Source organism: Pseudomonas sp. TKO26 (assembly GCF_003225665.1).
Taxonomy (GTDB): Bacteria; Pseudomonadota; Gammaproteobacteria; order Pseudomonadales; family Pseudomonadaceae; genus Aquipseudomonas; species Aquipseudomonas saponiphila.
In genome coordinates this window covers 296548-317581 of sequence record NZ_QKLN01000006.1, presented here as the reverse complement: position 1 = coordinate 317581, position 21034 = coordinate 296548, and the positions used below count along the sequence as shown (strand labels likewise).

General features: G+C 58.8%; 18 protein-coding genes and 3 tRNA genes. 14 read left to right on the top strand and 7 right to left on the bottom strand.

The features are described 5' to 3' along the window. Nucleotides 1-150: 150 nt before the first annotated feature. On the bottom strand, nucleotides 151-1056 hold the full coding sequence (gene nhaR, locus DNK59_RS12185; protein WP_092312765.1) for a transcriptional activator NhaR: 906 nt from the start codon (nucleotides 1054-1056) through the stop codon (nucleotides 151-153). Between the two features lie 133 nt (nucleotides 1057-1189). On the opposite strand from nhaR, the gene DNK59_RS12180 reads away from it, so the two are divergent. Then, on the top strand, nucleotides 1190-1438 hold the full coding sequence (locus DNK59_RS12180; protein WP_060840196.1) for a hypothetical protein: 249 nt from the start codon (nucleotides 1190-1192) through the stop codon (nucleotides 1436-1438). A 30-nt stretch (nucleotides 1439-1468) separates the two neighbouring features. Continuing rightward, nucleotides 1469-2224 (top strand): TerC family protein, encoded by a 756-nt coding sequence (locus tag DNK59_RS12175; RefSeq protein ID WP_110723348.1) that lies wholly within the window; start codon nucleotides 1469-1471, stop codon nucleotides 2222-2224. A gap of 76 nt (nucleotides 2225-2300) precedes the next feature. Here DNK59_RS12175 and DNK59_RS31915 read toward each other — a convergent pair whose 3' ends face one another. Continuing rightward, nucleotides 2301-2465, bottom strand: coding sequence for a hypothetical protein (locus tag DNK59_RS31915; RefSeq protein ID WP_177431236.1), 165 nt, complete (start codon nucleotides 2463-2465; stop codon nucleotides 2301-2303). A 226-nt stretch (nucleotides 2466-2691) separates the two neighbouring features. Here DNK59_RS31915 and DNK59_RS12170 point away from each other — a divergent pair, with 226 nt between their 5' ends. After that, nucleotides 2692-3366 (top strand): peptidase C39 family protein, encoded by a 675-nt coding sequence (locus DNK59_RS12170; protein ID WP_110723358.1) that lies wholly within the window; start codon nucleotides 2692-2694, stop codon nucleotides 3364-3366. A gap of 52 nt (nucleotides 3367-3418) precedes the next feature. Here DNK59_RS12170 and pbpG read toward each other — a convergent pair whose 3' ends face one another. Together pbpG and folD are read right to left on the bottom strand one after the other, a co-directional pair. After that, nucleotides 3419-4357, bottom strand: coding sequence for a D-alanyl-D-alanine endopeptidase (gene pbpG, locus DNK59_RS12165; RefSeq protein WP_110723347.1), 939 nt, complete (start codon nucleotides 4355-4357; stop codon nucleotides 3419-3421). 297 nt (nucleotides 4358-4654) lie between these two features. Then, complete coding sequence (gene folD / locus DNK59_RS12160; protein ID WP_016965270.1) at nucleotides 4655-5509, bottom strand: bifunctional methylenetetrahydrofolate dehydrogenase/methenyltetrahydrofolate cyclohydrolase FolD; 855 nt, start codon at nucleotides 5507-5509, stop codon at nucleotides 4655-4657. Between the two features lie 280 nt (nucleotides 5510-5789). Between folD and DNK59_RS12155 the strand changes: the two genes are divergently transcribed. The 9 genes from DNK59_RS12155 to DNK59_RS12115 all read left to right on the top strand — a co-directional run bounded on the left by DNK59_RS12155 (nucleotide 5790) and on the right by DNK59_RS12115 (nucleotide 15035). Next, nucleotides 5790-5866 (top strand) — tRNA-Arg (locus DNK59_RS12155). Between the two features lie 32 nt (nucleotides 5867-5898). Beyond that, nucleotides 5899-5974: transfer RNA gene (locus DNK59_RS12150), tRNA-His, on the top strand. Between the two features lie 57 nt (nucleotides 5975-6031). After that, a tRNA-Leu gene (locus DNK59_RS12145) sits at nucleotides 6032-6116 on the top strand. Nucleotides 6117-6522: 406 nt separating this feature from the next. Then, a complete protein-coding gene (gene tig, locus DNK59_RS12140) occupies nucleotides 6523-7833 on the top strand; it encodes a trigger factor (protein WP_060844137.1) in 1311 nt (436 codons plus the stop codon). 92 nt (nucleotides 7834-7925) lie between these two features. After that, nucleotides 7926-8567 carry an ATP-dependent Clp endopeptidase proteolytic subunit ClpP gene (gene clpP / locus DNK59_RS12135; RefSeq protein WP_016965272.1) on the top strand — a complete coding sequence of 214 codons (642 nt, stop codon included), beginning with the start codon at nucleotides 7926-7928 and terminating at the stop codon, nucleotides 8565-8567. Nucleotides 8568-8673: 106 nt separating this feature from the next. Continuing rightward, complete coding sequence (gene clpX / locus DNK59_RS12130; protein WP_060840193.1) at nucleotides 8674-9957, top strand: ATP-dependent Clp protease ATP-binding subunit ClpX; 1284 nt, start codon at nucleotides 8674-8676, stop codon at nucleotides 9955-9957. Nucleotides 9958-10119: 162 nt separating this feature from the next. Further along, a complete protein-coding gene (gene lon / locus DNK59_RS12125; RefSeq protein ID WP_060840192.1) occupies nucleotides 10120-12516 on the top strand; it encodes an endopeptidase La in 2397 nt (798 codons plus the stop codon). Nucleotides 12517-12664: 148 nt separating this feature from the next. Continuing rightward, entirely contained in the window at nucleotides 12665-12937 is a 273-nt protein-coding gene (locus tag DNK59_RS12120) for an HU family DNA-binding protein (protein ID WP_011062271.1), read from the top strand. A 226-nt stretch (nucleotides 12938-13163) separates the two neighbouring features. Further along, a complete protein-coding gene (locus DNK59_RS12115) occupies nucleotides 13164-15035 on the top strand; it encodes a SurA N-terminal domain-containing protein (RefSeq protein WP_092312901.1) in 1872 nt (623 codons plus the stop codon). Nucleotides 15036-15200: 165 nt separating this feature from the next. Here the strand turns inward: DNK59_RS12115 and DNK59_RS12110 are convergent, their stop codons facing one another. After that, nucleotides 15201-16406, bottom strand: coding sequence for an MFS transporter (locus DNK59_RS12110; RefSeq protein WP_110723346.1), 1206 nt, complete (start codon nucleotides 16404-16406; stop codon nucleotides 15201-15203). A 123-nt stretch (nucleotides 16407-16529) separates the two neighbouring features. Between DNK59_RS12110 and DNK59_RS12105 the strand changes: the two genes are divergently transcribed. Both DNK59_RS12105 and DNK59_RS12100 read left to right on the top strand, forming a co-directional pair. Beyond that, nucleotides 16530-17429, top strand: a complete 900-nt coding sequence (locus DNK59_RS12105) for a LysR family transcriptional regulator (protein ID WP_110723345.1) — start codon at nucleotides 16530-16532, stop codon at nucleotides 17427-17429. 92 nt (nucleotides 17430-17521) lie between these two features. Then, nucleotides 17522-18382, top strand: coding sequence for a DUF2242 domain-containing protein (locus DNK59_RS12100; protein ID WP_110723344.1), 861 nt, complete (start codon nucleotides 17522-17524; stop codon nucleotides 18380-18382). Nucleotides 18383-18838: 456 nt separating this feature from the next. On the opposite strand, the gene DNK59_RS12095 is transcribed toward DNK59_RS12100, so the two are convergent. Both DNK59_RS12095 and DNK59_RS12090 read right to left on the bottom strand, forming a co-directional pair. After that, complete coding sequence (locus DNK59_RS12095) at nucleotides 18839-19879, bottom strand: AraC family transcriptional regulator (protein ID WP_110723343.1); 1041 nt, start codon at nucleotides 19877-19879, stop codon at nucleotides 18839-18841. Between the two features lie 3 nt (nucleotides 19880-19882). Then, the gene (locus DNK59_RS12090; RefSeq protein WP_110723342.1) at nucleotides 19883-21013 is read right to left on the bottom strand and encodes a carbon-nitrogen hydrolase family protein; all 1131 of its coding nucleotides are present in this window, start codon (nucleotides 21011-21013) and stop codon (nucleotides 19883-19885) included. Nucleotides 21014-21034: the final 21 nt, after the last annotated feature.

The window sequence follows — 21034 nt, the reverse complement described above, 5'->3', positions numbered from 1 at the left end:
GGATCGGCCTGGGGGCGATGGGGGGCGGGCGGGTGATCGATACCCTGGGCCTGGGCAGCCTGGGGATGGCGGCGTCGGCGTTCATTCTGCTGTCGATTGCCCTGGCCTTGCTGCTGATGAACCTCAAGACGCCCCAGGCCTGCGCCTCTGTCAATGCGCCAGGGGCGTGAACAGTTCGCGGCGCGCACCCTCGGTGATGGCCAGGATGCCGGGGTGCTTGACCTTGCGCTCCACCGAGATGGCATAGAACGATTCGGTCACGGCGTCGGTCTGGCCAATCAGCTGGACGCCGTACTGCTGCCGGACTTCCTCGGCAATCACGCTGGGGGCGATGAAGATCCCGCTGCCGGATTGGCCGAAGGCCTGCATCAGGGCGCTGTCGTCGAATTCGCCGATGATCCGCGGCTGCAGTTGCTGTTCGGCGAACCAGCGTAGTAGGCGGCTGCGCACCACGGTTTCCTGCCCGGGAATCAGCAGCGGCGCACCGTGCAGGCCGCGAGGGAAGTCGGCGCCGTGCTGCTGGGCCAGTTCGGTGGTGGCGAAGAAGCTGATGCCGCATTCCCCAAGCTTCTGGCTGTAGCCCTTGATGTCCAGGTGCGAGGGCATCGGGCTGTCGGAGATCACCAGGTCCAGGCGCTGGATGGCCAGATCCGCCAGTAGCCGTTCGAGTTTGTCTTCGCGGCAGGTCAGGCGAATCGGCTCGCTGAGCTCCATGGTCGGGGCGATCAGGCGATAGACGATGGACTTGGGCACCACATCCGCCACGCCGACCCGGAACTGGATCTGCTGCTCGTCGGGGCGGGCGCGGAGCATGGCTTCCAGTTCGCCGCCGAGCTGGAACATCTGTTCGGCGTAGGGCAGTGCCTGGCGTCCGGCTTCGCTCAGTTCCAGCTGGCGCCCGACCCGGCGAAACAGTTCGATACCGTAGGTCTGTTCCAGCAGGCTGATCTGGCCGCTGATGGTTTGTGGGGTCAGGTTGAGCTGCTCGCAGGCGCGCACGATGCTGCCGGTCTTGGCCACAACCCAGAAGTAATGCAGTTGGCGGTAGTTGAGCATGGTGATTATCAGTTCGTAAAAACCGAAGTATAACTGCAAAAAATACGAATTTTCCTGAAGTATTCGTCTCCCTAGAATGCCCCGCTATCGACGGGGCCCGCATGGCCCTGTCCGTTCTATCGAGGAATACGGCATGTCATTCAAAACCCTGGGCGCGGCCTCGTTGCTGGCCCTGTCTATGCTGACCCTGGCGGGGTGTGATCAGGCGGAAAAAAGCGCCCAACAAGTGCTGGACAAGGCCGCCGAGACGGCCAAGCAAGCCATCGATGACACCCACAAGGCTGCCGAACAGGCCTTGAGCGAGGCCACGCAAAGCGTGACCGGCAAGGAAAAACCAGAGGATGACGCGGCCAAGAAGCCCGACTCTTCCCAGGAAATCTGACTTTTCATTTCACCGATGCAGGATTGACCCATGGATTACCTTTTACAGCTCGCTGCCAGCCCCACCGCCTGGGTAGCTCTGGCCACTCTGGTGGTGATGGAGATCGTGCTTGGCATCGATAACCTGATCTTTATTTCCATCCTCACCAACAAGCTGCCGGAAAAGCACCGGGCCAAGGCGCGGCGCATCGGGATCAGCATGGCGTTGTTCCTGCGTCTGGCGCTGCTCAGCACCATTGCTTTCATCGTCCAGCTCACCGAGCCGGTGATCGACGTGCTGGGGCAGAGTTTCTCCTGGAAGGACATGATCCTGATTGCCGGTGGCCTGTTCCTGGTATGGAAAGCCACCACCGAGATCCATCAGAGCATGGATCCTGAGCCCGAGAAGCCCGCGACTGCCACTTCCAAGGTGAGCATCGGGTTTGCCGCGGCGATCGGGCAGATTCTGATGCTGGACCTGGTGTTCTCCATCGACAGCATCATTACCGCGGTGGGCATGACCGAGCACCTGCCGATCATGATCATTGCCGTGGTGATCTCGGTGCTGGTGATGTTGCTGGCCGCCGAACCGCTGGCCAAGTTCATCCATGACAACCCGACCGTGGTCATGCTGGCCCTGGGCTTCCTGATCATGATCGGCATGACCCTGATCGCCGAAGGTTTCGGCGCCCATGTGCCCAAGGGCTATGTGTACGCGGCGATGGCGTTCTCGGCGGCCATTGAGAGCTTGAACATGCTGGCCCGCCGGGCTCGGCAAAAGCGCCAGGCGCAGCAGACCGAGGTCTGATTCGTAGCCAAGGCAAACGGCCGTCTGCACTCGCTGGAGTCAGGCGGCCGTGTCGTTTTACGGGAGGGAAGGTGGGTCAGTGCACAGTGGCGGGGCGCCGGGCGCTCTTTTCGCTTTCGATGCCTGGCTTGCGGGGCTGGGGATGGTGGCGGCGGGTGATACGCAGCACGCCCCAGAGCATGGCGCCGGCGACGGCCAGCCAGCCCAGGATCAGCATCAGGATTGTCGTTGTCAGGCTCATCAGTGCCTCCTTACATGCCCTGTCCAGGGCACACACACTTACCAATGGACAGTCTAGTAGCCCCTGTGTTTCAGGCTATTGACCAATAGTCGCGAGTCTTCGAACACTTCGCTCTATGGTTTTCAATTAACTGTTGCCTAACGCTATACCCTCGCCCGTGAGGGCCCTATGATCAAGCCCCCAGCCGGAGCAGGGTCGTCCGGCGTCTGTCTATTAGAGAGCAATGATGGTGCGGGTATTTCCTCGATTTCGAGCGGCGCTGCTGGTCAGCGCCTGTGTTCTGGGCCTGGCCGGTTGTGCTGGCAGCGTGGCACCGGAGATTCAGCGACTGCCGGAGCGGGTGGAGCTCAACAGCGTGCCGTTCTTCCGTGGCGAGATGTACCAGAGCGCTCCCGGAGCGCTAGCCAGTATGTTGTCGCAACAGGGCGTCGTGATTACCCCCGGACTGCTGGACAAGCCTTTGCACCTGCCGGGAGCCGAGGCGCAGTTGCAGCAGAACCTGCAGGGCCTGGCCCGGCAATACGGCATGGTGGTCTATCCCCTGGATGATCAGCTGTCGGCCTTGCTGACCCAGGTGGCTGCGGGCTATCCGGTGCTGGTGCGTTTTACCGAGGGTTCGAGCTTGTGGGCGCAGCCGCGCTATGCGGTGCTTGCCGGTTATAACCGGGAAAAGCAGACAGTGCTGTTGCGGGGGGCGAAAGACCGTCGGCAGCTGATGAGCTTCAGTGCCTTCGAGTCGTCCTGGAAAGACGCCGGCAGTTTCGCGGTATTGATTCAGGCGCCCAATCAGCTACCGGCCAAGGTCGATCGCCAGCGCTGGTTGAACGCGGCCAATGAGCTGGCCCGGGCCGGCCAGGAGCAGGCGGCGGCTCGGGCCGGCAAGGCGCTCGACGGTTATTGAACGCTCTACAGACAACAACGGCGCCTTGGGGCGCCGTTGTTGTTGCTGGAGATCAATGTGAGGCTTGCGGGGCTGCGTTCTGGTGGTTCTTGAGGTTCTTGTCGGCCTTGTAGCGCAGGGCTACGTCCGGCACCGAACCGCTTTTGCCGGTTTCGACCCAGTTGCGGATGCGGCTGGCGTCGGCAAAGTGGGTGTACTTGCCGAAGGCGTCGAGAATCACCAGGGCTACCGGGCGATTGCCCATGCTGGTGACCAGCACCAGGCAGTGGCCGGCCTGGTTGGTGAAGCCGGTCTTGGTGATCTTGATGTCCCATTTTTCCTTGTTGACCAGGTGGTCGGTGTTGCGAAAGCCCAGGGTGTAGTTGGGTTTGCGGAACGCCACGGTCTTTTCCTTGGTGGTGCTCAGTTCGCTCAGCAGCGGGTATTTGCGAGCGGCCACCAACAGCTTGCTCAGGTCGCGAGCGGTGGAGACGTTGTGGATCGACAGTCCGGTGGGCTCGACATAGCGGGTATGGGTCATGCCCAGGGACTTGGCCTTGGCGTTCATGGCGGCGATGAACGCCGAGTAGCCGCCTGGATAGTGATGGGCGAGGCTGGCGGCTGCGCGGTTTTCCGAGGACATCAGGGCAATCAGCAAGGTGTCGCGACGGCTCAGCTCACTGTTGAGCTTGACCCGGGAAAACACGCCCTTCATCTCCGGGGTGTCGCTGATGTTCATGGAAATGTGTTCATCCAGTGGCAGCTTGGCGTCGAGCACGATCATGGCAGTCATCAGCTTGGTGACCGAGGCGATGGGCACCACAACGTCCGGGTTGCTGGAGTAGATGACTTTGTTGGTCTGCAGATCCAGCAGCAGGGCGCTGCCGGAGGCGATATGCAACTGTGAAGTGTCTCTTGGCGCCGCGGTGGTTTCGCTGGCGTCGACGCTGTGCGCGATCAAGGTGCCGGACACAGCAAACAACAAGCTGAGGATGGAGAGACGAATTTTCACGCGGGCGGACTCGATAAAGATGGATATGCCGTCTGGCAACGGGTTTTTTCGGGAAAACGTTACATTTTATGAATATAGCTGAGGAACTGTCGATTGTTCTTCAGCGGTCAGTCGAAAACCCTTAAAAACCAAGAAAAAACACCAGTTTTTCCCTGAGTGGCAGGTGTTCGTCAGGATAGGCTCGGCTTGGCCTGGGGCGCTAAGATTCAGGAGCTATATGCCGGGAGTTGGGAGTGTGAGGCGGTGGCATAAAAAAGCCCGCCAATGGCGGGCTGATTGAAGCGCGCTGGCAAAAACTCAGCTGTGCAGCGTTTCAGCGGCGTACAGGGTGTTTTCCAGCAGGCAGGCGCGGGTCATGGGGCCGACGCCGCCAGGTACGGGGGTGATCCAGCCGGCGCGGGGCAGGGCGGTCTCATACACGACGTCGCCCACCAGTTTGCCGTCTTCCTGACGATTGATGCCCACGTCGATGACGATGGCGCCTTCCTTGATCCATTCGCCCTTGACCAGGCCAGGCTTGCCAGCGGCAACCACGACCAGATCGGCACGGCCAACGTGGCCGGCTAGGTCTTTGGTGAAGCGGTGGGTCACGGTCACGGTGCAGCCCGCCAGCAGCAACTCCATGGCCATCGGACGACCGACGATATTGGAAGCGCCCACGACGACTGCGTCCATGCCGTACAGATCGGCACCGGTGCTTTGTAGCAGGGTCATGATGCCCTTGGGAGTGCAGGGGCGCAGCAGGGGGATGCGCTGGGCCAGGCGACCGACGTTATAAGGATGGAAGCCATCTACGTCTTTGTCCGGGCGAATGCGCTCAAGCAACAAGGAGGCATCCAGGTGCTCGGGCAGTGGCAATTGCAACAGGACGCCGTCGATGTTCGGGTCATCGTTGAGCTTGTCGATCAGGCCGGCCAGATCTTCTTGAGTCGTGTTGGCAGGCAAGTCATAGGCTTGTGAAAGGAAGCCGACCTCTTCGCAGTCTTTACGCTTGTGCGAGACATAAACCTGAGAGGCCGGGTCGCTGCCGACCAGAATCACCGCGAGGCCCGGAGTACGCAGGCCTTGCTGGCGACGCTCGGCGACACGTTTGGCGATCTGCTGGCGCAGGCTAGCGGCGATCGCTTTGCCGTCGATTAGTTGTGCAGTCATGACGCGTGATTAACCATCGAGAGGGAGAGAAAAAGAGAACGCATTCTCGCATGTCGGGACGTGAGGGCAAAGGCGCTTGGTCTGCAAATTCCCCTAACTCCTTTAATTAAATGAATTTTTTTTAAAAAAGAGTTGACGACCTAACGGCCCGTCTATAACATTCGTCGCACTTGTCGGGCACAGCCTAGCACTGGTTAAGAAGGTCGGGCAGAGTTGATGTTTAACTCATAACGACTGAAAGCAATTAGTTTGTAGTCATTAGAGAATACAGATTAATAAGGCGCCCGTAGCTCAGCTGGATAGAGCATCCGCCTTCTAAGCGGATGGTCGCAGGTTCGAGTCCTGCCGGGTGCGCCATTAGGCAGCTTTGGCACAAGTAACGCAATATGGTGGGCGTAGCTCAGTTGGTAGAGCACAGGATTGTGACTCCTGTTGTCGTGGGTTCGATCCCCATCGTCCACCCCATATTCGAAAAAGGCGCCAGATTAATAGTCTGGCGCCTTTGCTTTAGAAGCTTGTTAAGCGGACGTGGTGGAATTGGTAGACACACTGGATTTAGGTTCCAGCGCCGCAAGGTGTAAGAGTTCGAGTCTCTTCGTCCGCACCATTAAAGTAGCTAGTTAATAGCAGATCACGGCGCAGCACCTGAAAGGGGCTGCGCCGTTTTCGTTTCTGGATTCGATGCTGTTTTGTCGCATTGTAGTGGGCTGGCCGGTGGTGCCAGATCCGCTCTTGGTCGTCAGGTGTTTGAATTCGGCTGTTGGCTGGTGTCTGTCAGTGGTGGTCTGGTCGATCCCTTCTATATATAGAAGGATTGGTTTAGAGCCCCTGGCTGGATTTGTAGTAATTGCTCTCATGGCGAGGCTCAACCTTTTGTCCCCGCCTTCACATTGTCGGTCGTATTTCACCCTTTTTCAGTATGGTGACTTCTTGAGTTTGACCCACTAGAATGCATGCCCTTGATTCTGGGGTCGGAAAACGGCCGGCTAACGTCTGTGCAACGAGGAATATCCATGCAAGTTTCTGTTGAAAATACTTCTGCTCTTGAGCGCCGCATGAGCATCACCGTGCCGGCTGAGCGCATCGAGAGCCAGGTCAACAAGCGTCTGCAGCAGACTGCCCAAAAGGCCAAAATCCCAGGCTTCCGTCCTGGCAAGGTTCCAATGAGCGTGATTCGTCAGCGTTATGAGGCTGACGCGCGTCAAGAAGCAGTAGGTGACGTGATCCAGGCTTCTTTCTATGAAGCTGTTGTTGAGCAGAAGCTGAACCCAGCCGGCGCTCCTTCGGTCGAGCCTAAAGTGCTGGAGAAGGGCAAGGATCTGGAATACGTTGCCACTTTCGAAGTTTTCCCAGAGTTCACCGTTGCCGGTTTCGAAAGCATCGCTGTTGAGCGCCTGAGCGCTGAAGTGGCTGATGCCGACCTGGACAACATGCTGGAAATCCTGCGCAAGCAGAATGTTCGCTTTGAAGTGGTTGATCGCGCTGCGCAGAACGATGATCAACTGAACATCGATTTCGTTGGCAAGGTCGACGGCGAAGCTTTCGCAGGTGGCTCAGCTAAGGGCACTCAGCTGGTGTTGGGTTCCGGTCGCATGATTCCTGGTTTCGAAGACGGTCTGGTTGGCGCTAAAGCTGGCGAAGAGCGTGTTCTGAACCTGACCTTCCCTGAGAACTACCAGAACCTGGATCTGGCCAACAAAGCCGCCGAGTTCACTGTTACTGTCAACAGCGTTTCCGAGCCTAAGCTGCCTGAGCTGACCGAAGAGTTCTTCGCTCAATTCGGGATCAAGGAAGCGGGTCTGGATGGTTTCCGTGCCGAAGTTCGCAAGAACATGGAGCGCGAACTGCGTCAGGCTATCAAGTCCAAAGTGAAGAATCAGGTTATGGACGGTCTGTTGGCCTCCAACCCGATCGAAGTGCCGAAAGCGCTGCTGGACAACGAAGTTAATCGTCTGCGCGTTCAAGCTGTTCAGCAGTTCGGCGGCAACATCAAGCCTGACCAATTGCCGGCTGAGCTGTTCGAAGAGCAGGCTAAGCGCCGTGTAGTGCTGGGTCTGATCGTCGCCGAAGTGGTTAAGCAATTCGACCTCAAGCCTGATGAAGCCCGCGTTCGCGAGCTGATCCAGGAAATGGCTTCGGCTTACCAGGAGCCTGAGCAAGTCGTGTCCTGGTACTACAAGAACGAGCAGCAGTTGAACGAAGTCCGTTCTGTTGTGCTGGAAGAGCAAGTTGTGGATACTGTTCTGCAGAAAGCTAGCGTGACCGACAAATCGGTCTCTTACGAAGAAGCGGTCAAGCCGGTAGAAGCACCTCAAGCCGACTGATCCTTTTTTCGTTCGAAGCACACACCATAAGCCAGCCTTCGTGCTGGCTTATGCGTATTCAAGACATGACTATTTGGGAGTGACTGCAGGACATGTCCCGCAATTCTTATTATCAGCAGAGCTCTGACATCCAGGCCGCAGGCGGCCTGGTCCCGATGGTTATCGAGCAGTCCGCCCGTGGCGAACGCGCCTATGACATTTATTCGCGCCTCCTGAAGGAGCGAGTGATCTTCCTGATTGGCCCGGTAGAGGACTACATGGCCAACTTGGTTGCGGCGCAACTGCTGTTCCTTGAAGCGGAAAACCCGGACAAGGACATCCATCTCTACATCAACTCGCCAGGTGGCTCGGTGACTGCTGGCATGTCGATCTACGACACCATGCAATTCATCAAGCCTGACGTTTCGACGATCTGCATCGGTCAGGCATGTAGCATGGGGGCGTTCCTGCTCGCTGGCGGTGCCGCGGGCAAGCGTCATTGCCTGCCTAACTCGCGGATGATGATTCACCAACCGCTCGGCGGTTTCCAAGGCCAGGCGTCGGATATTGACATTCATGCCAAGGAAATCCTGCACATTCGTTCGCGCCTGAACTCGCTGCTGGCTCACCATACTGGTCAGAGCCTTGAAACCATTGAGCGTGACACTGAGCGTGACAACTTCATGAGCGCCGAGCGCGCCGCGGAGTACGGTCTGATCGACTCCGTGATCAACAAGCGTCAAATGCCTGCCTAAGCAACTCAAATGTAGGCGGCTTATCTAACTGGCCGCCTGCGGACTTGAAAAAGCCCGCAATTGCCTTCATCTTGTGTTGCAAGCCTATCGGATTTGGATCGATCGAATGACTGACACCCGCAACGGCGAGGACAACGGCAAACTGCTTTATTGCTCCTTCTGTGGCAAAAGCCAGCATGAAGTACGCAAATTGATTGCCGGCCCCTCGGTCTTTATCTGCGACGAGTGCGTCGACTTGTGCAATGACATCATCCGTGAGGAGGTGCAGGAGGCACAGGCCGAAAGCAGCGCGCATAAATTGCCTTCGCCTAAAGAAATCAGCGGCATCCTTGATCAGTATGTGATTGGTCAGGAGCGTGCGAAAAAGGTTCTGGCGGTAGCGGTATACAACCACTACAAGCGTCTGAATCAGCGTGACAAAAAGAACGACGATGTCGAACTCGGCAAGAGCAATATCTTGCTGATCGGGCCTACAGGTTCGGGTAAGACGCTTTTGGCGGAAACCCTGGCTCGTCTGTTGAATGTGCCGTTCACCATTGCCGACGCAACCACCCTGACCGAAGCCGGTTATGTGGGTGAGGACGTTGAGAACATCATTCAGAAATTGCTGCAGAAGTGCGATTACGACGTAGAAAAAGCTCAGATGGGCATTGTTTACATCGATGAAATCGACAAGATTTCGCGCAAGTCTGATAACCCTTCGATTACTCGGGATGTTTCCGGCGAGGGCGTTCAGCAGGCTCTGTTGAAGTTGATCGAGGGTACGGTCGCTTCCGTTCCTCCTCAAGGTGGTCGCAAGCACCCGCAGCAGGAGTTCCTGCAAGTCGACACTCGCAACATCCTGTTTATCTGTGGCGGCGCTTTCTCGGGTCTGGAGAAGGTTATCCAAAACCGCTCCACCCGTGGCGGCATCGGCTTCAACGCCGAAGTTCGCAGTAAGGAAGAGGGCAAGAAGGTCGGTGAGTCCCTGCGTGAAGTTGAGCCTGACGATCTGGTCAAGTTCGGTCTGATCCCGGAGTTCGTCGGTCGTCTGCCGGTTCTTGCGACGCTGGATGAGCTGGACGAGGCTGCCTTGATTCAGATTCTTACTGAACCGAAGAACGCCCTGACCAAGCAGTATGCAAAGTTGTTCGAGATGGAAGGTGTGGACCTGGAGTTCCGTACTGACGCATTGAAGTCGGTCGCCAAGCGAGCGCTTGAGCGCAAGACTGGTGCGCGTGGTCTGCGCTCGATTCTCGAAGGTGTTCTACTCGATACTATGTATGAGATCCCCTCGCAATCCGAGGTGAGTAAAGTAGTGATCGATGAAAGCGTTATTGAAGGCAAGTCCCAGCCACTGTACATCTATGAGAACAGTGAGCCGGCGGCCAAGGCTGCTCCAGACGCGTAAGTGTCGTGGTGTTGCTTAAAAGAAGGGGCCTTCGGGCCCCTTTCCTTTTAGCGTCTTTAAAGTGCTGTCTTTAAGCTTGTTTTTTTTGCAGGCAGCCCCCATCTTGGTTTCAAGCTTACTTCCATCTGTTTACGGCCGTACGGCCGCCGTAGAGGCGAAATCATGAAGACAACCATCGAATTGCCTCTCCTGCCATTGCGTGATGTCGTGGTTTATCCGCACATGGTTATCCCGCTGTTCGTGGGGCGCGAGAAGTCGATCGAAGCCCTCGAGGCAGCGATGACGGGCGACAAGCAGATTCTTCTGCTGGCACAGAGAAACCCTGCTGATGATGATCCCGGTGAAGATGCACTCTATCGCGTAGGTACCATTGCGACTGTCTTGCAGTTGCTCAAATTGCCTGATGGCACCGTCAAGGTGCTGGTCGAAGGCGAACAGCGCGGCGCTGTGGAACGCTTCAGTGAAGTTGATGGTCACTGCCGTGCTGAAGTCTCTCTGATTGACGAGGTCGACGCTCCTGATCGTGAGTCAGAAGTGTTCGTCCGCAGTTTGCTGTCCCAGTTCGAGCAGTATGTGCAACTGGGCAAGAAAGTCCCGGCCGAGGTGTTGTCTTCTCTCAACAGCATCGACGAGCCAAGTCGCCTGGTAGATACCATGGCGGCGCACATGGCTTTGAAGATCGAGCAGAAGCAGGAAATCCTCGAGATCATTGATCTGTCAGCCCGAGTCGAGCATGTCCTGGCATTGCTGGACGCCGAGATTGATTTGCTGCAAGTGGAAAAGCGCATTCGCGGCCGCGTCAAGAAGCAAATGGAGCGCAGCCAGCGTGAGTACTACCTGAATGAGCAAATGAAGGCCATTCAGAAAGAGTTGGGTGATGGTGACGAAGGCCACAATGAAATCGAAGAGCTGAAGAAGCGCATCGATGCCGCCGGCCTACCCAAAGATGCCATGACCAAGGCTCAGGCCGAGCTGAACAAGCTCAAGCAGATGTCACCGATGTCTGCCGAAGCCACTGTGGTTCGCTCCTACATCGACTGGTTGGTGCAGGTGCCGTGGAAGGCTCAGAGCAAGGTGCGTCTGGACCTGGCACGTGCCGAAGATATCCTCGATGCCGACCACTATGGTCTGGAAGAAGTCAAAGAGCGGATTCTCGAATACCTCGCCGTACAAAAGCGGGTTAAGAAGATCCGTGGTCCGGTGTTGTGCCTCGTCGGGCCTCCAGGGGTGGGCAAAACCTCCCTGGCCGAATCGATCGCCAACGCAACCAATCGCAAGTTTGTGCGCATGGCCCTGGGTGGTGTTCGGGATGAAGCGGAAATCCGTGGACACCGTCGGACTTACATCGGTTCGATGCCGGGAAGATTGATTCAAAAAATGACAAAGGTGGGTGTGCGCAACCCACTGTTCCTGCTTGATGAAATCGACAAGATGGGCAGTGATATGCGCGGTGATCCAGCCTCTGCCTTGCTTGAGGTTCTGGATCCCGAGCAGAACCATAATTTCAACGACCACTATCTGGAAGTCGATTACGACCTGTCCGATGTGATGTTCCTGTGCACCTCCAACTCGATGAATATCCCTCCGGCGTTGCTGGACCGGATGGAGGTGATTCGTCTGCCGGGCTATACCGAGGACGAGAAGATCAACATTGCGATCAAGTACCTGTCGCCCAAGCAAATCCAGGCCAACGGTCTGAAGAAGGGCGAGCTGGAATTCGATCCGGATGCGATCCGCGACATCATTCGTTACTACACCCGCGAAGCCGGTGTGCGTGGGCTGGAGCGCCAGATTGCCAAGGTCTGCCGCAAGGCGGTGAAAGAGCATGCAATGGAAAAACGCTTCTCGGTGAAAGTGACTTCCGAGTTGCTGGAACACTTCCTTGGTGTGCGTAAATTCCGCTACGGCTTGGCAGAGCAGCAAGATCAGATCGGCCAGGTAACGGGGCTGGCCTGGACTCAGGTCGGCGGCGAACTGCTGACCATCGAAGCTGCTGTGGTGCCGGGCAAGGGCCAGTTGATCAAGACTGGTTCCCTGGGCGATGTCATGGTCGAGTCGATCACCGCAGCATTGACCGTGGTACGCAGCCGGGCGAAGAGTTTGGGTATTCCCCTGGACTTCCACGAGAAGCGCGATACCCATATCCATATGCCTGAAGGGGCAACCCCCAAAGACGGCCCTAGCGCAGGCATAGGCATGTGCACGGCGCTGGTTTCCGCATTGACCGGGATCCCGGTACGGGCTGATGTGGCGATGACTGGTGAAATCACTCTGCGTGGTCAGGTGTTGGCCATCGGTGGTCTGAAAGAGAAACTACTCGCAGCTCATCGGGGTGGAATCAAGACAGTGATCATTCCTGAAGAGAATGTTCGCGATTTGAAAGAAATTCCTGACAATATCAAGCAGGATCTGCAGATTAAACCGGTTAAATGGATTGACGAAGTCCTGCAAATTGCGCTGCAATACGCGCCGGAGCCCTTGCCGGATGTGGCTCCCGAGATAGTTGCAAAGGACGAAAAACGCGAGTCTGACTCTAAGGAAAGAATTAGCACGCATTAGTACGCATTAGCCTGGGGGGCTTCCTTGACAGCTTTTTAGAGCCCTTGTTATAAAGCGGCTCTTAAGTGTCTGTAGGCCATTCAGCACTCGTTTTTGCTTTCACCAAAAAACTTAGAATCATACTCATAGATATATAAGGGGACTTAGAGTGAACAAGTCGGAACTGATTGATGCTATCGCTGCATCTGCTGATCTCCCGAAAGCTGCTGCTGGCCGTGCGCTGGACGCAGTAATCGAATCCGTTACCGGCGCTCTGAAGGCCGGTGACTCTGTTGTTCTGGTTGGTTTCGGTACCTTCTCCGTAACTGATCGTCCAGCTCGTATCGGCCGTAACCCACAGACCGGTAAGACTCTGGAAATCGCCGCTGCTAAAAAGCCAGGTTTCAAAGCCGGTAAAGCACTGAAAGAAGCCGTTAACTAAGTTTCTTCAGGGTCTTTGCCCATCCGGGTCGGGGTCATGCCTGATCTGGCAGCGGGGCGCCAGTTGACCGATGCACCATCGGTTTACGCAGAGGGTTGCAGATTCGACTCTCGTCCGCTCCGCCAGTTACGAGAAGGCGCATCCTCGGATGCGCCTTTCTTCTATCCGGATTCTACCCACGCTCCACGGCTGCTCAAATTGAATTACGGCCGTTTTTGGGGGACGTATGCTGCAGAATATCAGGGACAATTCACAAGGCTGGATTGCCAAAACCATCATCGGGGTCATCGTCGCGCTTTTGGCGTTGACCGGTTTCGATGCCATTTTCAAGGCCACTACCCATAACCAGGACGCGGCCAAGGTCAACGGCGAGGAAATCACTCAGAACGAGTTGAGCCAGGCCGTCGACATGCAACGCCGTCAGTTGATGCAACAGTTGGGCAAAGACTTCGATGCCTCCCTGCTGGATGAGAAGATGCTGCGTGAAGCCGCTCTGAAAGGGCTGATCGATCGCAAGCTGTTGCTGCAAGGGGCGAAGGATTCCAAGTTCGCGTTTTCCGAAGGCGCACTGGATCAAGTGATCCTGCAGACACCTGAGTTCCAGGTGGACGGCAAATTCAGCCCCGAGCGTTTCGACCAGGTCATCCGTCAACTGGGTTACACCCGTCTGCAATTCCGCCAGATGCTGGCTCAGGAAATGCTGATCGGCCAGGTACGTGCCGGTCTTGCCGGCAGCGGTTTTGTGACCGACGCCCAGGTGCTGGCCTTCGCACGTCTGGAAAAACAGACCCGTGATTTCGCCTCCCTGACCATCAAGGCCGATCCGGCGGCAGTCAAGCTGACCGACGAAGAGGTCAAGGCCTACTACGATCAGCACGCCAAGGAGTTCATGACTCCTGACCAGGTGGTCATCGATTACATCGAGTTGAAGAAGGCCGCATTCTTCGACCAGGTCAGCGTCAAGGACGAAGACCTGCAAGCGCTGTATCAGAAGGAAGTCGCCAACCTGTCCGAGCAACGTCGTGCCGCGCACATCCTGATCGAAGTCAACGACAAGGTGAACGAGGCTCAGGCCAAGGCCAAGATCGAAGAGATCCAGGCTCGTCTGGCCAAGGGTGAAAGCTTCGAAGCACTGGCCAAGGAGTTCTCCCAGGATCCAGGTTCGGCCAATAACGGCGGTGACCTGGGCTACGCCGGCCCAGGTGTTTATGACCCGATCTTCGAAAAAGCGCTGTATGCGCTGAACAAGGATCAGGTTTCGGCGCCAGTACGTACCGACTTCGGTTTCCACCTGATCAAGTTGCTGGGCATCGAGGCACCGCAAGTGCCGAGCTTCGCCAGCCTCAAGGACAAGCTGACCCGCGATCTGAAAACTCAGCAGGTCGAGCAGCGTTTTGTCGAGGCCACCAAGCAGCTTGAGGATTCGTCGTTCGAGGCATCCGATCTGGCTCAGCCGGCTCAGGATCTGAAACTGACTGTTCACACCTCCGCGCCGTTCGGCCGCGAGGGCGGTGATGGCATCGCCGCCAACCGTAACGTGGTGCAGGCTGCTTTCAGTACCGAGGTTCTCGATGAGGGTGCCAACAGCACCGCTATCGAACTGGATCCGGAAACCGTCGTGGTGCTGCGTGTCAAAGAGCACCACAAGCCCGAGCAACTGCCGCTGGAAGGTGTTGCCACTGCCATTCGCGCGCAATTGGCCAAGGAGCACGCCAGTGCTGCGGCCAAGACCAAGGCCGAAGAACTGATCGCCAGCTTGCGTGATGGCAAGACCGCGCTGAACAAGCCGGTGGACGGTCAGAGCTGGAAAGTCATGCAAGCCGTGACTCGTGGCCAGGACGGTGTCGATCCGACCGTACTGCAGGCGCTGTTCCGCATGAGCAAGCCCGAGTCCAAAGACAAGCCGACCTTCACCAGCGTGACTCTGCCCAACGGCAACTTGCTGGTGCTGCAACTCAACAGCGTCAACGAAGCGGCCGCGCCGACCGAGGAAGAGAAGGTTCAATACCGTCGCTTCCTGGCCTCGCGTATCGGCCAGCAGGACTTCTCTGCTTATCGCAAGCAGTTGGAAAACCAGGCGGACATCAAGCGTTACTGATGCCTGATCTGCTGTGTTGAAAAAGACCCCGTCCGCAAGGCCGGGGTCTTTTTTTTGGGCGGATCAATCTTGGGTGACGACGGTTTTCCAGCAGTTGCGCGTATGCCGGTTACCACCAGCGGCCACTCCTAGTAGAGCTGGCGGTCGTGAGCGCGATAACCCCTTTCAAGAGCTGGCTGGAAATCCGTGGCGCCGGGCGTTCACCACCACCCACAGGGTCAGCAACAAAAGGGCGGCGATCACCCAGGGGAACGTCGCCACCCCCGGTCCCTGCAGCAGCAAGGCGCCCCCCACGCCGCCGCCGGCCATCGCCAGGTTCCACAGGGTGACCAGCATCGACTGCGCGGTGTCGGCGTGCTCGCCTGCTGTCTTGGCCAGTGCGGTTTGCAGCAGGGTGGCCATGCCACCAAAGGACAACCCCCAAGTTGCGGTGGCCCCATAGATCGCCAGTGGTTGATCGCCCAGCAGCCCCAATACCAGGGTGGCGCCGATAAACAGCAGGCAACCAAGGAGCACCAGCTTACGCAACCAGCGGTCAATCAAAAGACCTACCAGCCAGATGCTCAGCAAGGCTGCCAGGCCGAACACCAGCAGCACCCGCTCAATCTGCGTGCCAAGCCCGGCCGACTCAAGAAAGGGCGCGATGTAGGTGTAGAGAATGTTGTGTCCCAGCACATAGGCGAAAGTCACGAACAGCACCGAGCGGACTCCTGGCAAGGCCAGGACCCGAGTCAGCGACAGGCGCTTGTGCATCCGAACTCCAGGGAAGTCCGGTACCTGAACCAGCACCCAGCCGATCAGTCCCAGGGTCAGCAGCGTCATGCAGGCGAAGCTCATGCGCCAGCCCAGCAAGCCGCCCAGCCAGGTTCCGGCGGGCATCCCCACGGACAACGCCAGCGGCGCGCCGAGCATGGCCAGGGTTATCGCCCGTCCCTGCTGGTGCGGCGCCGCCATTCGGCTGGCGTACCCGGCCAGCAGGGCCCAGAGCAGGCCGGCGAAGACCCCGGCACACCAGCGCGCCACAAGAATCAGGCTGTAGTTGGTGGAAAGGGCGGTAACGCTGTTAACCACGGCGAAGCCGCCGATGGCGATCAACAACAGCGGTCGCCGCCGCCAGCCTTGGGTCAGGAGGATCAGGGGGATGGCGGCCAGCAGCGATCCCAGGGCGTAGAAGGTCACCAGCTGGCCGATCAGGGCGGGTGAAACGCCCAGGTCGACGCTCATCAGCGGCAGCAGGCCGGCGGGCAGCGTCTCGGTCATCAGGGTGATGAACCCGGCAGTCGCCAGGGCCAATAGGCCGCCGACAGGCAGTCGCTCGCGGGTTTCGCCAGGCGCTTGCAACAGCTCGCAGGCATTGACGGAATTGTTCATGGGCAGGTCCCGTTGGGTTGGCTCAAAGGTGAGGGGCCTAGGGTAGGGCGCTGTGCATGGCGGAAAAATGGGCTAAGGTTCCGAACTTATCGGACGCAGATGTCCTTAATTCGGGAGTGCAGAATGGACTGGCTAGGCAGTATCCCGGTGTTTGTGCAGGTGGCGGAAACCCGCAGCTTCACCGAGGCAGGGCGGCTCTTGGGGGTGTCGTCCTCGGCGGTGGGCAAAAGCATCGCCCGCCTTGAGGAGCGCCTGAAGACTCGGCTGTTCCATCGAACGACCCGCAGTATCAGCCTCACCGCCGAAGGCGCGGGCTTGCTTGAGCGTTGCCGGCGGATTGCTGCCGAGGTCGAGGCCGCCGAGTTCCAGCTGTGCGATTCCTCCAGTGCGCCGGTGGGCAAATTGCGCATCAGTGCGCCGCAGGTCCATGGCCTGCTGATGCCCGTGCTGGCCGAGTTCATGCAGCGCTATCCGCAGATCGAACTGGATGTGGACCTTTCCGATCGCATGGTGGATGTGGTGGAGGAAGGCTTCGATCTGGTGGTGCGTACCGGTCAACCCAAGGATTCCCGGCTCCTGGCCCGGCAACTGGGGCGCTTTCGCATGCAGTTGGTAGGCAGCCCCGGGTATTTCGAGCGGCGCGGCTTGCCCCGCAGCCCCCAGGACCTGCGGGAGCACGCCTGCCTGCGACACACCTTTCACCACACCGGCAAACTCGAGCCTTGGCCTTTCAAGCCCCAGGCCCCGCAGCCGGAGCCGTTGTTGCCTACGCGCTTTACCAGCAGTTCCATCGAAGCCGTGGAGCATGCGGCCCGCAGTGGGCTGGGTATCGCCTGCCTGCCGGACTTCATGGTTCAGGCCGCGGTAGGCCGGGGAGAGTTGCAGGTCGTGCTCGATGATTTTCTGTTGCACAACGGGGCATTCTGGGTGCTGTGGCCATCAAGCCGGCACACGGCGGCCAAGCTGCGGGTGCTGATCGAGCATTTGAGCGAGCGACTTTTTCCGGCAAACAGCGGTCAGTAGACTTATGTGAAATTTAAGACACCAATTACCTGCGCTGCGGGGCATTGATCTGTTGCACAATACGCGCCGGAGCGTTTTCCTCAGGATTCTCGATGTATAAATCATTTCATCTGCGCACCATGGCCGGGGTGTTGCTGCTGACTGCGGTGGCCGGCTGTTCGTCGCACAAGACCGCCATCTACGAGCATGAAAGCTTCGATGATTCCGGCACTTTTTCGCGCAATTATCCGGTCAGCGATGCGGCCTCCTGTGAAGCCGCGCGCCGCGCGTTGCTGAGCCAGGGCTACATCATCACCAGCAACGATCCGAAACTGGTCAGCGGGCACAAGAGTTTCCAGCAGACTGGCGAGACCCACATGGAAATCAGCTTCAACGTGGTCTGCGCCCGGGATGGCAGCGGCGACCAGCGCTCGACGGTATTCGCCAACGCCCTGCAGGACCGCTATGCATTGAAGAAGGTCAACAACTCGGCCAGCCTCGGCGTTGGCGTGTTGGGCTCGGTATCGATGCCGATCGGTTCCACCGACGACTCCATGGTCAAGGTGGCCAGCGAGACGGTGTCTTCGGCCAAGTTCTATGAGCGCTACTTCGCGCTGGTCGAGCTGTTCCTGCCGCCTGAGGCCAAGAAGGCCGCGCATATCGAAGAGAAACCCAAGGCCGACCTCGGAGTTCCCGAGAGCAAGTCCGAGCCGCAAGCCAAGCCGGAAACCAAGCCCGAGCCCAAGGCTTCGCAGCCAGTGGTCGAGCCTGCCGCGCTGGCCGCGCCGGCTGCCGTCGCTGAACCGGAGCCTGCTGTTTCGCAACCGCTGGCGCCGCCAGCCGAGGCCGCGCCGATCGTGCCGGCCGCCAGCAGTGAACCAGCGCCCGTCAGTGAAACCATCACGCCGCCGCCGGCCAGCCACTTGCCACCGCCGAGCGAGCCGATTCCGGCCTTGCCGGGCAGCGGTTACTAAGACGCCTACACCGAACTCGGATCGGCTTTTTCAGTGTCGATCCGATAACGTTTCAAGGCGTCGCTGATCTGCCTGTAAGGAAACTCCCCGTCATCGACCAGAGCTTTCAACGCTGCTAAGGCAATGAAGTGTTGGCGGCAATGCCGAGCAATGCCTGCAGGTTTTCCCGGTTAGTGGATGGGCCGAAAACGTCGGTATCAGGCGCAAGCTGAATTGCTCATGTGCTGTTACGTTTCCATTGCAGAAATCCTGACCGAGGGGGTAGTATTTTTTCTGTCATCCCGGCACTTTATGCTGGTGCCGACGGTCAATGGACACAGAGTTATTCAATCAACCGAGAAAGGAGTCCGCGATGGACGAATACCAAGAGGAACTGCTGGAGTATCAAGCTTTCGAGCTCGATCCTCTGGAACCAGCAGAAGACGCCACCGAGCTGTAACGCCGGTGGCGTTTTTTTTAGCCGAATTGCCGGTGGCTGCGGCGGAACTCTCCCGGAGTCTGGCCGTTCCAGCGTTTGAACGCTCGTTGAAACGCCTCGGCTGAGGCAAAGCCCAACAGATAGGCAATCTCGCCGAACGCCAGTTCGGTATCGCGGATGTAGGTCATGGCCAGGTCGCGCCGGGTGTCATTGAGAATCGCCCGGAATTGCGTCCCTTCTTCCGCCAGCTTGCGCCGCAAGGTCCAGGTCGGCAGCTTCAGGCGCATCGCCACTTCTTCCAGGTCGGGCTCACGGCCCCCATTGAGCAAAGGTCCCAGCAATTGAATGATGCGTTCGCGCAGGCTGCGAGTGCGGGTCAGTTGTTCCAGCTCTCTTTCGCACAACTGCAGCAGATGCCGCCAGGTACTCGGGCAATGCTCCGGGTTACGCAAGCCGAGGCTGGCCTGGCTCAGGCGCAGCTGGTTCTGTTCGGCGGCGAACTGGATGGGCGTGGGGCCGAGGATGGCGTAGGCGTCGCAGTAGTCCGGGCGTTCGAACTCGATGTCGATCTGCTCGGCCAGTAAGGTCTGACCGCAGAGGCTGGACAGCTGTTGCAGCCAGCCGGAGACGATCGAGTCCACCACGAAGCGGTTGTAGGCGTTGTATGGGCTGATGGAATAGAAGCGCAGCCAGGCGCCGCCGGGATCCTCGTGAAAGCTCGACTGACCGCGATAGTTGGAGCCGTACAGCGCTTCGAAGCGAGTCAGGCAACGAGCCGCTTCACGAACGGTAGGGGCTTGGGCGGCTGTGACGCCGGCCAGACCGAGCTGGCTCAGCCTGCTCAGGCGGCCCATGCGCAGGCCCAGGGCCGGGTCGCCGGTGAGCTGGATCGCGCCATGGCCCAGGCGCATGTAGCGGGGGATCGACAGGCGTGCTCCGGCTTCGGCCAGTCGGGCAGGATCCAGGGCATATTGCTCGAGCAAGGGGGTTGGGTCCTGGCCGTGGCTGCGGACCGCGTCCGCCAGGCTGTGGACAAAACCCACCGACAGGTCCCCGAGGCGCATTGGCGTGGTCTTCATGGGTTACAGCCAGAGGTTCAGCAAGCGGGCGCCTGTTGTGCCCTGATCGGCAAATGTCTGGCCGTGGCTGTTGATGAAGCTCTGGCCGCTGCTGCGCTGGTCCCAGAACTGTCCACGCAGGAATACGCTGGCGCCGGCGCTGGCCAGGCTGCTGGGTGGGCGCGCGGTCAGGGTCAGGCGATGCCAGGCTTCGCCCTCGCTGGTTTCTTCCGGCTTGAGGCTGACCTCGCTGGGTGTGGTGGTGCTCTTGAAGCCGCGCCAGGGGCGCTCCCAGCCATCGCGGCCCATGACAAAGGCCGGGACCGCGACCAGTTGGGCGCCCTGGTCATTGAGCTGGCGATAGTTGTCCGGATACCAGCTGTCGCTGCCGATCAGCACCCCGAGGCGCCCGGCGGGAGTGTCGACGACCTGCACCCCTTGTCCGGCATCGCCCCGCACATAGCCGCTTTCGGCATGGGTGGGGTAGAGCTGGCGCTGGGGTTGACCGATAGGCAGGCCGTCGCTGCCGAACACCAGGCTGCTGTTGTACAGGGCGCCGCTACCAATCTGCAGGCGGCCCTGGCTGACGCTGGGCTCGGGCAGAATGATCGAGCCGGCCACCAGGGTCACCTGGAACTCCCTGGCCAGGCTGCCGAACAGCAGTTGGTATTCCTTGGCCATCTTCTTCGCCTTCATGCGCAGGTGCGCATCGGCCAGGCGGCTTGTTCCCCTGGCGCTGATCAATGCCTTGAGGAATGGCAGCGGATTGCTCACCGCCAGCCAGTTCATTGCTTCTTTCAAGGACACGGCCTGGTACAGCTCGTTCTTTTCGCCGCTGACCATCAGCCAGGTGCCGATGTGTTCGGGCATCACGACGATGGTCTTGGCGTTCACCAGGCCCTTGTCCCGGGCCTGTTGCAGGTAGGCCGCGAGCTTGCGGTGCAGTCGCTCGGGGCTCTGGTAATCGGTGGGGAACAGCTCCGTCTGGATCGCCAGCAGGTTGCCGTGATCGGCAGGTACGCCCTGGTCCACTGCCAGCTCGATGCGCAGGTCCGACAGGTAATGCGCCCCCGGACGTTCCTGGGTCCAGAGTGCATAACGGGTGATGACGGCAAGCAGGGCCAGGGACAAGGTGAGGTAAAGGAGTTTGCGCATGGGGAAAACAGTCGGCGGCCG

What these genes read in the sequence shown, in the direction of transcription:
- nhaR (WP_092312765.1), bottom strand. Translation starts at nt 1,056, where the DNA reads ATGCTCAACTACCGCCAACTGCATTACTTCTGGGTTGTGGCCAAGACC.
- DNK59_RS12180 (WP_060840196.1), top strand. Translation starts at nt 1,190, where the DNA reads ATGTCATTCAAAACCCTGGGCGCGGCCTCGTTGCTGGCCCTGTCTATG.
- DNK59_RS12175 (WP_110723348.1), top strand. Translation starts at nt 1,469, where the DNA reads ATGGATTACCTTTTACAGCTCGCTGCCAGCCCCACCGCCTGGGTAGCT.
- DNK59_RS31915 (WP_177431236.1), bottom strand. Translation starts at nt 2,465, where the DNA reads ATGAGCCTGACAACGACAATCCTGATGCTGATCCTGGGCTGGCTGGCC.
- DNK59_RS12170 (WP_110723358.1), top strand. Translation starts at nt 2,692, where the DNA reads ATGGTGCGGGTATTTCCTCGATTTCGAGCGGCGCTGCTGGTCAGCGCC.
- folD (WP_016965270.1), bottom strand. Translation starts at nt 5,509, where the DNA reads ATGACTGCACAACTAATCGACGGCAAAGCGATCGCCGCTAGCCTGCGC.
- tig (WP_060844137.1), top strand. Translation starts at nt 6,523, where the DNA reads ATGCAAGTTTCTGTTGAAAATACTTCTGCTCTTGAGCGCCGCATGAGC.
- clpP (WP_016965272.1), top strand. Translation starts at nt 7,926, where the DNA reads ATGTCCCGCAATTCTTATTATCAGCAGAGCTCTGACATCCAGGCCGCA.
- clpX (WP_060840193.1), top strand. Translation starts at nt 8,674, where the DNA reads ATGACTGACACCCGCAACGGCGAGGACAACGGCAAACTGCTTTATTGC.
- lon (WP_060840192.1), top strand. Translation starts at nt 10,120, where the DNA reads ATGAAGACAACCATCGAATTGCCTCTCCTGCCATTGCGTGATGTCGTG.
- DNK59_RS12115 (WP_092312901.1), top strand. Translation starts at nt 13,164, where the DNA reads ATGCTGCAGAATATCAGGGACAATTCACAAGGCTGGATTGCCAAAACC.
- DNK59_RS12110 (WP_110723346.1), bottom strand. Translation starts at nt 16,406, where the DNA reads ATGAACAATTCCGTCAATGCCTGCGAGCTGTTGCAAGCGCCTGGCGAA.
- DNK59_RS12105 (WP_110723345.1), top strand. Translation starts at nt 16,530, where the DNA reads ATGGACTGGCTAGGCAGTATCCCGGTGTTTGTGCAGGTGGCGGAAACC.
- DNK59_RS12100 (WP_110723344.1), top strand. Translation starts at nt 17,522, where the DNA reads ATGTATAAATCATTTCATCTGCGCACCATGGCCGGGGTGTTGCTGCTG.
- DNK59_RS12095 (WP_110723343.1), bottom strand. Translation starts at nt 19,879, where the DNA reads ATGAAGACCACGCCAATGCGCCTCGGGGACCTGTCGGTGGGTTTTGTC.
- DNK59_RS12090 (WP_110723342.1), bottom strand. Translation starts at nt 21,013, where the DNA reads ATGCGCAAACTCCTTTACCTCACCTTGTCCCTGGCCCTGCTTGCCGTC.